This window comes from Streptomyces sp. NPDC056486, from assembly GCF_042795295.1.
In the GTDB taxonomy this organism is placed as follows: domain Bacteria; phylum Actinomycetota; class Actinomycetes; order Streptomycetales; family Streptomycetaceae; genus Streptomyces.
The window spans coordinates 1-13150 of the sequence record NZ_JBHTSF010000211.1; the positions used below are offsets into that span (position 1 = coordinate 1).

A 13150-nucleotide genomic window follows, 5' to 3' on the forward strand; every position below is an offset into this window, starting at 1 on the left:
GTGACTCCGCCACATGACCCTTCACGCCGCACGCCGAGGGCACGCACCGAACGCCGCTCCTTCTCCCACGGAGATCCATCAGAAGGGCCCTAGCGGCAGGTGACGTACGGGGAGACGTACGTCACCTTCGGTCGTGTCACAGCCGGTGTGGGCTGCCTCGTCCTAGGGGTGTAACCAGCACCGACGACACAGGAGCCCACCATGGAAGCTCGGTTGAACCTCATGACGAAGCCGGTCGCGGCCAAGGCCATGAAGCACATCATCGCCGCGGGCAAGGCGCTGACGGAGTCGACGCTGCCGGCCGCGACGCGGGAACTGGTGATGCTCCGCGCCAGTCAGATCAACGGCTGCGCCGGATGCATCGACATGCACACCAAGGACGCCGCGCACGCCGGGGAGACCTCGGTGCGCCTCAACCTGGTCGTCGCCTGGCGGGAGGCCACGGTGTTCACCGAGGCCGAGCGTGCCGCCCTTGAGCTGGCGGAGGAAGGCACCCGTATCGCCGATGCGGCAGGTGGTGTGAGTGACGAGGTGTGGGCGAACGCCGCCAAGTACTACGACGAGGACCAGCTCGCCGCCCTGGTGACCCAGATCGCCGTCATCAACGCCTTCAACCGCCTCAACGTCATCAACCAGCAGCCCGCAGGCCACTACGAGGTCGGCCAGTACCACTGAGGAGACGGCCTAGGGGAGCCGCTCCGCCTCGGTCGGCTCGCCCAGGCCCTTCCCGTCCAGGGTGAGGGCCTGGGTGAGCCGGTCCAGGTGGGCGCGGTACAACCCGACGAAGTCCAGGCGCCCTTCGGCGATGGCCCACTGGACCTGGAGTCCGTCGGAGACGGCGAGGATCTCGCGGGCGATGCTCTCCGGGTCGATGCCCGTCCTCAACTGGCCCGCGTCGACCGAGCGTTGCAGCGCGGAAGCGAGAAAGTGCGCGACGCGTTCGTACCGCTCGGTGAAGTAGGTGTGTGCCGGGTGCGCGGGGTCACCGGCCTCCGCCGACAGTCTGGTGTAGAGCTCGATGAGCCCCGGCTGGGTGAGGTTGTACGCGGCAAGCGCGAGCACCTCCTGGAACAGCGCGCGCACATCGTGGCCGGAGCCGCCCCCGCCGGAGCCGGGGTCGAGCCGGCCGAACGTACGGACCGTGCGCTCCTCGCGGGCTTCGAGGACCGCCATCAGGAGGCGCTGCTTCGACCCGAAGTGGTGGGTGATGACGGTGGCGGAGGTGCCCGCTTCCGCGGCGATCTTCGCGAGCGAGGAGTTCAGGTAGCCCGCCTTGGCGAAGAGCACGAGAGCGGCGTCGATGATGGCTGCTCTGCGCGGGTCGGCGGCGGCGTACTGCCCTGTCGGACGGTGGCGGGGGGTGGGCTGCTCCATGGAGGCAGATTACGTTTCCTGCCTCGCCCTGCCGCCGTCCTCGCCGAGCTCCGTGCCTCAGCCCTCGCCGGACCCCCGACCCCCTACCTCATCCCCCGGTACAGCGCCCCCACCAGATGCACGCTCCGCAGATCCTCCCCCGAGGTCCCGCCGCCCATCTGATTCATCACGTACGCGAAGGAGACCCGGTTCTCCGGATCGGCGAACGCGTAGGACCCGCCCGCGCCCCCGTGCCCGAAGGCCCGCGGATTGGGCCCGGCCTGCCCGTACAGGTTCAGCATGTAGCCGAGCCCCCAGTCCCACTTCTCACCCCACGGCGTCCCCGCCGCGAGCACCAGGTCCGGCTCGTCGGGCTGCCCCTGTCGTGTCCTGAGCCGCTCGAGGGACGCCGTGCTCAGCAGCTCCCCGCCTCCCAGCGCCGCGTACACCGTCGCGAGCCCCCGCGCTGAAGCGTGCCCATTGGCGGCGGGGATCTCGGCGGACCGATAAGCCGCACTGTTCACGTTGCCGACGGGCAGGTACTGCAGGGCCAGCGTGACGGCGGCCATCGGGTGGTCGTCGATCGACTTCACGGGCGGCTCGGGCGGGGGAGCGGAGCCGAGCGCGCTGCGCGGGCCGTCCGGGGTGAGCGGCCTCGACATGTTCGCGCACCTGCCGTGCTCGCTCTCCGGGGTGCCTACGTGGACATCGGCCCCCAGCGGCTCCGCCACCTCGCTGCGCAGGAACGTACCGAGCGAGACCCCCGTGATCCGCCGGACGACCTCACCCACCAGATAGCCGAAGCTCAGCGCGTGGTACCCCTGCGCCGAACCCGGCTTCCACCACGGCGGCGTCGCGGCCAGCGCCCCGCACACCTTCTCCCAGTCGTAGAGGTCGTGCGACGTCATGGGTTCGCGCGGCGCGATCACCCCGGAGCGGTGGCTCAGCAGCCAGCGCACGGGGATGTCCGCCTTGCCCTCCCGGGCGAACTCCGGCCAGTAGCGGGCGACCGGCGCGTCCAGGTCGAGCTCGCCCCGGTCGGCGAGGAGATGTGCGCACAGCGCGGTCATGCCCTTGGTCGTGGAGTACACGTTCACCAGCGAATCGCGCTCCCACGCGCGCGTGCCCGTCTTGTCCGCGTCACCGCCCCACAGATCGACGACGAACTCCCCGTCGACCGTGGCCGCGACGGACGCCCCGAGGTCGCCGCGGTCGGTGAAGTTACGCTCGAACTCCTCGCGTACGCCCTCGAATCCGGGGGCGCAGGTGCCATGGATGCGTGCGGTCATGACGCGTGACTCTCCTCGGGCAGGGGGAGCGAGAGAGGGAAAGAAGAGGGCAAAAGAAAAGGCAAGGAGGTGTTCCCACTCCTTGCCACTCTTAACTTATAGCGCACCGGGGGGCTTGCGGCAAGGCCCCCGTGGTACCGCACAATCGCAGGCCAAAGCCACTACCTGCCGAAACGGGAGATCCACTAAGTGCCTGCGCTGCTTTCCGCGTTCGACCTTCCCGCCCATCTCGCCCCCAAGGCCGACCCGACGCTGATCGCCCACGACGAGCAGCACTTCGCGGCCATCGAACTGAGCCTCGAGCAGACGATCGCCGAGGTGTCCGACCGCCTCGACGCCCAGCGCAAGGCACCTGGCGGCATGGGCCGGGAGGCCATGGACCGGGATCTGGAGATCCACCGCCTCACCGGCCGTCTGCGCGCTCTGAGCCGCTTCGGCCTCGACCTGTGCCTGGGACACATCGTCAGCGCGGACGACCCCGAGCCCGTGTACATCGGACGGCTCGGCCTCACCGACAGCGAGGGGCGGCGGCTGCTGCTCGACTGGCGCGCCCCCGCGGCCGAGCCGTTCTTCGCGGCGACCCACGCCGACCCGATGGGTCTGGCGAGCCGCCGCAGATACCGCTGGACCCGCGGCCGCATCAGCGACTACTGGGACGAGGTGTTCACCGCCGACGGTCTTGAGGGGCATGCCGCGCTCGACGACCAGTCCGCCTTCATCGCCAGCCTGGGCAGCAATCGGTCGTCCCAGATGCGCGACGTGCTCTCCACCATCCAGGCCGACCAGGACGCCATCATCCGGGCGGGGTCCCGTGGCGCTCTGGTCGTCGACGGCGGTCCCGGTACGGGTAAGACCGTGGTCGCCCTGCACCGTTCCGCCTACCTTCTCTACTCCGACCCTCGCCTCGGTCACAGCCGGGGCGGCGTGCTGTTCGTCGGCCCGCACCGGCCCTACCTGTCGTACGTCGCCGACGTCCTGCCCAGCCTCGGAGAGGAGGGCGTGCAGACCTGTGTCCTGCAGGACCTCGTCGCCGAGGGCGCGGACGCGGCGCTCGAGGCCGACCCGGAGGTGGCCCGCCTGAAGTCGTCCGCGGACATGGTGAAGGCGATCGAGAAGGCGGTCAGGTTCTACGAGGAGCCGCCCACCAAGGGCATGACGGTCTCGACCGACTGGGCCGACGTCTGGCTGAGCGCCGACGACTGGGCCGAGGCGTTCGACGCGGCGGGGCGCGGCACCGCGCACAACGAGGCGCGCGAGCAGGTCTGGGAGGAACTCGTCGCGATCCTCCTTGAGAAGCTCGACGGCGACGTTCCCGGCGAGCTCTTCGAGAGGTCGCTGCGGCACGACGAGGAGCTGGTCACCACCCTGCACAGCGCCTGGCCGCTGCTCGAAGCGGCGGATCTCGTCGGAGACCTGTGGTCGAACTCCGCCTACCTGCGGATGTGCGCCCCCTGGCTCACTCCGGACGAGGTGCGGGCGCTGCGGCGCAAGGACGCGCCCCAGGCCTGGACGGTGTCCGACCTGCCGCTCCTGGACGCGGCACGACAGCGGCTCGGCGACCCGGAGTCGGCCCGGCGGAAGCGTCGCCACGAAGCCGTCCTCGCCGCCCAGCGCGATCAAATGGCGCAGGTCGTCGACAACCTGATCGACGCCGCGGCCGCTTCGGGGGCGGACGGTGACGACGGTGAAGGTCTGGTGACGATGTTGCGCGGCCAGGACGCCCAGGTCAGCCTGGTCGACGAGTCCGAACTGCCGCCCGCCGACCTGGACCGGCTCGCAGGGCCGTTCGCGCACGTCGTCGTGGACGAGGCGCAGGAGCTGACCGACGCGGAGTGGCAGATGCTGTTGCTGCGCTGCCCGTCCCGGAGTTTCACCATCGTCGGGGACCGCGCGCAGGCCAGGCACGGGTTCACGGAGTCGTGGCAGGAACGCCTCGAGCGGATCGGGCTCGACCGCGTCAATGTGGAGTCCCTGAGCGTCAACTACCGGACGCCGGAAGAGGTCATGACGGAGGCCGAGCCGGTCATCCGGGCCGCGCTCCCGGACGCCAATGTGCCGACCTCCATCCGCAGCAACGGCATCCCCGTCGTCCACGGATCCGGCGCGGATCTGGGCCAGGTCCTCGACACCTGGCTCGCCGCCAACGCCGACGGGACCGCGTGTGTCATCGGTGATCCGGCGTTCCGGGCGACGTCGCGCGTCCGGTCGCTGACCCCGGAGCTCGCGAAGGGGCTGGAGTTCGACCTGGTCGTCCTCGTCGATCCCGATGCCTTCGGCGAAGGGATCGAAGGGGCGGTCGACCGCTATGTCGCGATGACCCGCGCGACCCAGCAGCTGGTCATCCTCACGAGCTGAGGTGCCGGGGGAGGGAGGGGGGCAAGGAAGGCATGTCGCAAGATATATGCCAAATACGGGATGAATGGCCTCATAAGGTCGGGGCTTGTGTCCTTCCCACCGAGGGTTGGACTTCTCTTCACATCGAGGTCACAGCCCCTTCCCTGATCCTTGCTCCCCTTGAAACACTTCACGCGCTCACATCCCCCACACCACACAACGAGGTCGATTCCACTCATGCCAGAACTCAATCGGCGCCGGTTCATGCAACTCGCCGGCGGCACCGCAGCCTTCGCGTCGCTCTCGCAGAGCATCTCCCGCGCGGCCGCACTGCCCGCCCAGCGCCGCTCCGGCTCCATCGAGGACGTCGAGCACGTTGTCGTCCTGATGCAGGAGAACCGGTCCTTCGACCACTATTTCGGCACGATGAAGGGCGTACGCGGCTTCGGCGACCCGCGTCCGGTGACCCTGCCCAGCGGAAAACCCGTCTGGAACCAGTCCGGCGGCGGCAAAGAAGTGCTGCCCTTCCATCCGGACGCCGAAGACCTCGGCATGCAGTTCATCGCGGGTCTCGACCATGACTGGGCCGGCGGCCACAGCGCCTTCAGCAACGGAAAGTACGACAACTGGATCCCCGCCAAGTCCGAGCGGACGATGGCGTACCTGACGCGCGACGACATTCCGTTCCACTACGCGCTCGCCGACGCGTTCACCGTCTGCGACGACTACCACTGTTCGTTCATGGGGGCCACGGACCCCAACCGCTATTACATGCTGTCCGGCCACGTCGGCAACGACGGCAAGGGCGGCGGCCCGGTCCTCGGCAACCAGGAGGCGGGCTACGACTGGACGACGTACGCCGAGCGTCTCGAACAGGCCGGGGTCTCCTGGAAGGTCTACCAGGACATCGGTGACGGTCTGGACGCGGCCGGGCACTGGGGCTGGATAGACGATGCCTACCGCGGTAACTACGGCGACAACTCGCTGCTCTTCTTCAACAAGTACCGCAACGCCAAGCCCGGCGACCCCCTCTACGACAAGGCGCGCACCGGCACCAACGTGAAGGCGGGCGACGGCTACTTCGACCTTCTGAAGGCCGACGTGAAGGCCGACAAGCTCCCGCAGGTCTCCTACATCGCCGCGCCCGAGGCGTTCTGCGAACACCCCAACTGGCCGGTGAACTTCGGAGCCTGGTACATCTCGCAGGTCCTGGACGCGCTCACCTCCAACCCCGAGGTGTGGAGCAAGACCGCGCTGTTCATCACGTACGACGAGAACGACGGCTACTTCGACCACGTCGTGCCGCCGTACGTGCCGTCCTCCGCCGATCAGGGCCTGTCCACCGTCGACACGAAGCTCGACTACTTCCCCGGCGACGCCAAGTACGCCGCCGGACACTACGGCCTCGGCCAGCGCGTCCCGATGGTCGTCGTCTCGCCCTGGAGCACCGGCGGGTTCGTGAACTCCGAGGTCTTCGACCACACGTCGATCATCCGGTTCATGGAGAAGCGTTTCGGCGTGCGCGAGCCCAACATCTCGCCGTGGCGCCGCGCCATCTGCGGTGACCTGACCTCCGCCTTCGACTTCGGCGGCAAGGACATGGACCCCGACGAGATGCCGGACACCGGCGCCTACGAGCCGCCGGACAACAAGCGCCACCCCGACTACGTGCCCAAGGCGCCCGCGAAGGCGTCGCTGCCCAAGCAGGAGTCCGGCTCCCGGCCCTCGCGCCCGCTGCCGTACGTCCCGCTGGTGGACGGGACGGCGGTGCCCGCCGACGGGAAGTTCACGCTCACCTTCAGCGGCGGCGAAGCGGCGGGCGCCTGCTTCCACGTCCGCTCGAACAACCGCACGGACGGCCCCTGGACGTACACCACGGAGGCCGGCAAGAAGATCTCCGACACCTGGAACACGAAGTACTCGAAGGACGCGTACGACCTGTCGGTGTTCGGCCCGAACGGCTTCCTGCGCGTCTTCAAGGGACCCGGCAAGACCGCGGGACCCGAGGTCACCGCCCGCCATGACAAGGTCACCGGCAACCTCGTCCTCACCCTGAAGAACGGGGGCAGCGCCGACATCAACCTCAGCGTGTCCAACGCCTACGGCGGCGCCGCCCAGACCTTCAAGGTGAAGGCGGGCGGCACGGTCACGCACGCCGTCGACCTGCGGACGAGCAAGCGCTGGTACGACGTGACGGTGAAGTCCGACGCGGACGGAACCTTCCTGCGGCGCTTCGCCGGGCACGTGGAGAACGGCCAGACCGGGGTCAGCGACCCCGCGATCATCTCCGCCTGACACGCCGGTCCCTGGTGAGGGCCGTCGTCGGACTACAGCTCCGGCGGCGGCCCCCACGCCCCCAGGTCCGGCCGCCCCCACGGCAGTCCGGTCCGCTCGCAGGCGAGCCGCAGCTCCTCGGCGTCGGGGACGTTCAGGCTCTCCTTGCGGATGACCTGGCCCGTCGGCGACCAGACGAGGAGCGCCTCGACGCTGCCGTCGTGGTCGTCGACGCCCACACCGCCGATCGACGGCCGCGCGTGCTGCCACTCGGCCTTCCTCCGACCGCCCTCGGCCGCCATCCGGATGCCTTCCCCGCCCAGGACGAGCGCGGGGCGGCGCCGGTCGTACAGCAAGCCGCCGAGCGCGCCCACCGCCGCGCCCGCGGGAACGCCCCAGGCCGCCCAGCTCAGGCCGCTGTCGAAGAGATAGCGCAGCTTGAAGGCGAGCACGCCCATGACGATGACGCCGGCGATCACACCGGTGATGTAGTACCACTTGCGGGTGCCGCCGGGCATGCCCACGGTCACTTCGGCTGCGGGTGCGGCGAACGCGGGGGGAGCTGCTGCCGGGGGAGTGGGCGCCCCGTACGCGTGTGGAACCGAGGGCGCCGAGAGACCGGCGAACGCCGCCGACTCGTACGCGTCCCGCTCCGGATCGCTCACCGGATAGCCCAATGCCCTTGCCTGGTCCCGCAGTTCACTGCGCGAGACCCGCAGCGCGCCGAGCGGCGCGTGCAGCAGCTCCTCGCCCTCCGTGCCACGCAGCCGCAGCCACGGATGCCCGGACCGGGTGTGCAGTTCGAGGCCGCCGATCTCCGTGCGCGGGATGCGCAGCGCGCCGTGCTCGCCCTCCCAGCCCACATGGTCGATGTCGAGCGTGAACCGCGCCTCGGGCAGCACCTGGTGCGGCAGGAAGCTCGGGTCCACGTCGTAGGTGTTGTTGCGCCGCTGGTCCTGGATCACGCGGTAGCCGCGGGAACGGAGCACGGCAAGCAGCTCGTCCGGCGGGACGTCGCCCGAGTACGAGGTGCCGATCAGGGCCAGGTCGTGGCCGTAGAACTGCAGGATGAGCGAGACGCTGACCTTGCCGTCGCCGCTCTCGCGGGTGAGCTCCGTGGGCACGATCCCGGCGATCGCGGACGCGGGCAGCTCCGTCGTGCCGAACCACGGGTCGCGGGCGGTGACACCCTGCGGGCTGACGGTCCAGTGTGCGGGCGGGGTGCGCAGGACGCGGTAGAAGGAACCGGCGGCCCACACCAGGACCACCGTGGCGAGCGAGCCGATCAGGGCCACGCGCCCCTCGATGCCGTCGTCCGACGGCACGATGACCGCACCGAGGCTGATGAGTCCCACGACGCAGAAGCCGATCCGGCGTCCCAGCTTGCGCGAGCGGACCTCCGGTTCGGGCCGGGAGAGCTCGACGGGACCGACGGCCTGGGCGGGCAGCGGCCCCTCGGCCTAGGCCGCGAGCAGCGCCGCCTCACGACGCGAGAAGCCCGCCTCACGGGCGGCCGCGTTGCCCTCCGGTTCGCCAGGGCCGTCGAAGAGCCGCAGCGGGGCGCCGAGCCGCCGGGTGGTGACCCAGAAGGGGAACATGGCGATCGCCATGTCCTCCAGGCCCATCGCACAGAGGTTGCCGACCTTCGTCGAGCCGTAGTCGGTGGGGGCGCGCACTTCGAGGGCCATCGCGCTGAGCAGCAGGGGCTGCTCCCGAGAGAAGGGGTACGTCGCCGTGGCCCGGCCCCCGCTCAGCCGCTGGAGGCCCGCGCCGCTCAACCGCCAGACCGTACGCGCCCTCAGGCGCGGCCAGGCGGCGCCGAGCAGCCAGCCGAGCAGGGCCGCGGCGAGCGGAACCAGCGTACGGACGAGGGTGTTGTCGGCGCTCACATACGCGAGCACGCCCGCGACGACGCCCGTCAGCGGCGGCATCCACCAGGGCGCGAAGACGGTTTGCGGGCGGTTCGACTCGATGAACGGCCCCGCGACCTGAGCCGCCACGGCCTGCCGTTCTCTCGACGCGCGTGCTGATTCCATGGTGGTGTCCTCCCCGTGAGTCGCCCGAGCCTGCCGCCGAAAACAGGAGGCCGTCAAATCCCGCCCGCGCATACCATGCACAGCCATGACCTTCCCCCATCGCGCGAGCGCGGACGGCGTCCCCGACAAGCCTGTTCTCGACGGGCTCGAAGAGAAATGGTCGCGGCGATGGGACGAGTCGGGCGTATACGCCTTCGACCGCTCCAGGACGCGTGAGGAGATCTTCTCCGTCGACACCCCGCCGCCCACGGTCAGCGGTTCCTTGCACGTCGGACACGTCTTCTCGTACACGCACACCGACACCGTCGCCCGCTATCAGCGCATGCGCGGCAAGGAAGTCTTCTACCCGATGGGCTGGGACGACAACGGCCTGCCGACCGAGCGCCGCGTCCAGATCCACTTCGGTGTGCGGTGCGATCCCGCGCTGCCCTACGACCCGTCGTTCGAGCCGCCCGGGGAGTCGGGGGAGCCGGGGGAGTCGGGGAAGTCGGGCAAGGGGCAACTCCCCGTCTCCCGGCGGAACTTCATCGAGCTGTGTGAGCGGCTCACCGTCGAGGACGAGAAGGCCTTCGAGGAGCTGTGGCGGCTGCTCGGCCTGTCCGTCGACTGGTCGCGTACGTACCGGACGATCGGCACCGAGGCGCGCGCCACCGCGCAGCTCGCGTTCCTCAACAACCTGGCGCGCGGCGAGGCGTACATCGCCGAGGCGCCCACCCTGTGGGACATCACCTACCGCACGGCCGTCGCACAGGCCGAACTGGAGGACAGGGAGCGTCCCGGCGCCTACCACCGGCTCACCTTCCACGGCCTGGAAGGACGGCCCGTCGCGATCGACACGACACGGCCCGAACTCCTCCCGGCCTGCGTCGCCCTGGTCGTCCACCCCGACGACGAACGCCACAAGGACCTGGTCGGCGCGACGGTCCGCACGCCGCTCTTCGGCGTCGACGTGCCGGTCGTGGCCCACCGCGCCGCGGTCCCGGAAAAGGGCACGGGGATCGCGATGATCTGCACGTTCGGCGACACCGCCGACGTCACCTGGTGGCGCGAACTGCGGCTCGCCACGCGCCCGGTGATCGGCTGGGACGGCCGCTTCCTCACGCAGCCGCCGAGCGGGGTCGAATCGGCCCAGGCCGTCGCGGCGTACGCGAAACTTGCGGGGGCCACGGCGCACACCGCGCGGGAGCGTGTCGTTCAGCTGCTGCGGGTGAGCGGTGAAATGGAGGGCGAGCCGCGGCCCGTCACGCACGCCGTGAAGTTCTACGAGAAGGGCGAGCGGCCCCTGGAGATCGTCACCACCCGGCAGTGGTACCTGCGCAACGGCGGCCGCGACGAGCGGCTGCGGGACGAACTCATGGCGCGGGGCGGCGAGCTGGCGTGGCATCCGCCGCACATGCGGGTGCGCTACGAGAACTGGGTCGGCGGTCTCAACGGTGACTGGCTGGTCAGCCGGCAGCGTTTCTTCGGCGTGCCGATCCCGGTCTGGTATCCGCTGGACGGCCACGGCGAGCCGGACCACGGCCACCCGATCGTCCCGGACGCCTCCGCCCTGCCCGTCGACCCGAGCGCGGAGGCCCCGCCCGGATACGAGAACACCCAGCGCGGGGCGCCGCACGGCTTCATCGGCGACCCGGACGTCATGGACACCTGGGCCACCTCCTCGCTCACCCCGCAGATCGCCGGCGGATGGCGCTCGGACCCGGATCTGTTCGCGCGGGTCTTCCCCATGGACGTCCGGCCGCAGGCGCACGAGATCATCCGTACCTGGCTGTTCGCGACGGTGGTGCGCGCGCACGCCGAGCAGGGTGAGCTGCCGTGGCGTCATGCCGCGATCTCCGGCTGGATCCTCGACCCCCATCGCAAGAAGATGTCGAAGACCAAGTCGAACGCGGTCACGCCCGGGGACCTGCTCGAGCGGCACGGCTCGGACGCGGTCCGCTACTGGGCGGCGAGCGGACGGCCCGGCACGGACACGGCGTTCGACGTCGGCCAGATGAAGGTCGGCCGCCGTCTGGCGACGAAGCTCCTGAACGTCGGCAAGTTCGTGCTGAGCCTCGGTCTCGGTGAGGCGGACGGACCGGTTGCCCGGGCTCAGGTCACCGAGCCGCTGGACCTGGCGGTGCTCGCCGAACTCGCCGCGACCGTCGAAGAGGCGACGGCGGCCTTCGACGACTTCGACTACGCGCGGGCGCTTGAGCGTACGGAGCGGTACTTCTGGCGCTTCTGCGACGACTACGTCGAGCTGGTGAAGGCGCGGGCGTACGGCGACCAAGGGGAGGGCGCCGGGACGGAGTCGGCGCGTGCGACGCTGCGGGCCGTCCTTGACGCCCTGCTGCGCCTGTTCGCGCCGGTCCTTCCCTTCGTGACGGAGGAGGTCTGGTCCTGGTACGCCCCCGGCTCGGTCCACCGCGCGGCCTGGCCCACGCCGGAGATCCCTGCCGGAGCGGACGCCTCGATCCTGGCGACGGCCTCGGAGGCCATCGCGGCGATTCGCAAGGCGAAGTCGGAGGCGCGGCTCTCCATGCGGGCGGAGGTGGCGGGAATTGTGGCCATCGGCCCGCGCGCGAGCCTGGACCGCTTCGAGCTCGCGCGGGCCGATGTGCGGGCGGCAGGGCGAGTCGGGGCAGTGGAGATACGGGTGGGTGATGGGCCGTTGAGGGTCGAGGTCCGCTTCTAGGCTCGGTACGCCCGGCTTCTAGGCTCGGTACGCCCGGCGTTTGCGGACGAACCCGGTGAAGTCGGTGATGGCTGAAACCTGCCCCCGGTGAGTCCGTCGTCACAGGTCCCGCCAGACCCTGGCGAACCGCCCGACTCATCGGGGTAGTGTGCCCGGGTGACAACGCATTCGAACACTCCTGCAGGCTGGTATCCGGACCCCCAGGGCGCGCTCCGGCTGCTGCGCTGGTGGGACGGCTCCCAGTGGACCCAGCACACCAGCCAGGACCAGCAGCAGGCCGGCGGTCAGCCCGCGCAGGCCGCCCAGCAGGCCCAGCAGGTTCCGCAGCAGGCTCAGCCGGCCCAGCCGCAGCAGGCCCAGCAGCAGGCGCAGGCCCCGTACGGTCAGCAGCAGGCTCAATACGCCCAGCCGCAAGGGCAGTTCGGCCAGCAGCAGGCCCCGCAGCAGGCCTACGGTCACCCCCAGCAGGCGGTCCCGCAGGCCGACCCGGCCAAGGTGCAGCGCCAGGTCCAGCAGCAGGCGGGCGTCGCGCCCTCGTCGCAGGGCGGCGGCACGCTCTTCACCGAGCCGGTCCTCGTGGTGAACCAGAAGGCCAAGCTCATCGAGCTGACGAACGAGTACAGCGTCATGGACCAGTCGGGCAACGTGCTCGGCTCGGTCGTCCAGGTCGGTCAGAGCACGCTGAAGAAGGTCGCGCGCTTCGTCTCCAGCATCGACCAGTTCATGACGCACAAGCTCGAGATCCGCGACGCGTACGGCCAGCCGGTGATGCAGCTGACCCGCCCCCGCAAGTTCATGAAGTCGCGGGTCATCGTCGAGCGCGCCGACGGCCAGCCGATCGGCGAGATCGTCCAGCAGAACATGATCGGGAAGATCAACTTCGCGATCATGGTCAACGGCCAGCAGGCCGGTGCGATCAAGGCCGAGAACTGGCGCGCCTGGAACTTCTCGATCGTCGACCACGCGGACAACGAGGTCGCCCGGATCACGAAGACCTGGGAAGGCCTCGCCAAGACGATGTTCACGACCGCGGACAACTACGTCCTGCAGATCCACTACCAGCTGCCCGAGCCGCTCCTGAGCCTCGTCGTGGCGACGGCCCTGACGGTCGACACGGCACTGAAGCAGGACTCCCGCGGCTTCGGGTGACGGTTCTTCGGGCGACGGTCCCGCATCTCGTACGGCAT

Annotated in this window: 9 protein-coding genes; 5 read left to right on the top strand and 4 right to left on the bottom strand. The window is 70.0% G+C overall.

Annotation, left to right across the window (positions count from 1 at the left end; all coding sequences use genetic code 11):
* Positions 1 to 201: 201 nt before the first annotated feature.
* Positions 202 to 675, top strand: a complete 474-nt coding sequence (locus ACFQ7F_RS41655; protein WP_383283286.1) for a carboxymuconolactone decarboxylase family protein — start codon at positions 202 to 204, stop codon at positions 673 to 675.
* Between the two features lie 9 nt (positions 676 to 684).
* Here ACFQ7F_RS41655 and ACFQ7F_RS41660 read toward each other — a convergent pair whose 3' ends face one another.
* Together ACFQ7F_RS41660 and ACFQ7F_RS41665 are read right to left on the bottom strand one after the other, a co-directional pair.
* Positions 685 to 1374 (bottom strand): TetR/AcrR family transcriptional regulator, encoded by a 690-nt coding sequence (locus ACFQ7F_RS41660; RefSeq protein ID WP_383283289.1) that lies wholly within the window; start codon positions 1372 to 1374, stop codon positions 685 to 687.
* A gap of 83 nt (positions 1375 to 1457) precedes the next feature.
* Positions 1458 to 2642, bottom strand: coding sequence for a serine hydrolase domain-containing protein (locus ACFQ7F_RS41665; protein WP_383283292.1), 1185 nt, complete (start codon positions 2640 to 2642; stop codon positions 1458 to 1460).
* Positions 2643 to 2831: 189 nt separating this feature from the next.
* Here ACFQ7F_RS41665 and helR point away from each other — a divergent pair, with 189 nt between their 5' ends.
* Positions 2832 to 4997, top strand: a complete 2166-nt coding sequence (helR, locus tag ACFQ7F_RS41670) for an RNA polymerase recycling motor ATPase HelR (protein ID WP_383283295.1) — start codon at positions 2832 to 2834, stop codon at positions 4995 to 4997.
* Positions 4998 to 5213: 216 nt separating this feature from the next.
* Positions 5214 to 7271, top strand: coding sequence for a phosphocholine-specific phospholipase C (locus ACFQ7F_RS41675; protein ID WP_383283298.1), 2058 nt, complete (start codon positions 5214 to 5216; stop codon positions 7269 to 7271).
* A gap of 32 nt (positions 7272 to 7303) precedes the next feature.
* On the opposite strand, the gene ACFQ7F_RS41680 is transcribed toward ACFQ7F_RS41675, so the two are convergent.
* Entirely contained in the window at positions 7304 to 8605 is a 1302-nt protein-coding gene (locus ACFQ7F_RS41680) for a hypothetical protein (RefSeq protein WP_383283301.1), read from the bottom strand.
* 105 nt (positions 8606 to 8710) lie between these two features.
* Positions 8711 to 9286 (bottom strand): hypothetical protein, encoded by a 576-nt coding sequence (locus ACFQ7F_RS41685; protein WP_383283304.1) that lies wholly within the window; start codon positions 9284 to 9286, stop codon positions 8711 to 8713.
* 85 nt (positions 9287 to 9371) lie between these two features.
* On the opposite strand from ACFQ7F_RS41685, the gene valS reads away from it, so the two are divergent.
* Together valS and ACFQ7F_RS41695 are read left to right on the top strand one after the other, a co-directional pair.
* Positions 9372 to 11963, top strand: a complete 2592-nt coding sequence (gene valS, locus ACFQ7F_RS41690) for a valine--tRNA ligase (RefSeq protein WP_383283307.1) — start codon at positions 9372 to 9374, stop codon at positions 11961 to 11963.
* 156 nt (positions 11964 to 12119) lie between these two features.
* Positions 12120 to 13112 (top strand): phospholipid scramblase-related protein, encoded by a 993-nt coding sequence (locus ACFQ7F_RS41695; protein ID WP_383283310.1) that lies wholly within the window; start codon positions 12120 to 12122, stop codon positions 13110 to 13112.
* Positions 13113 to 13150 lie beyond the last annotated feature (38 nt).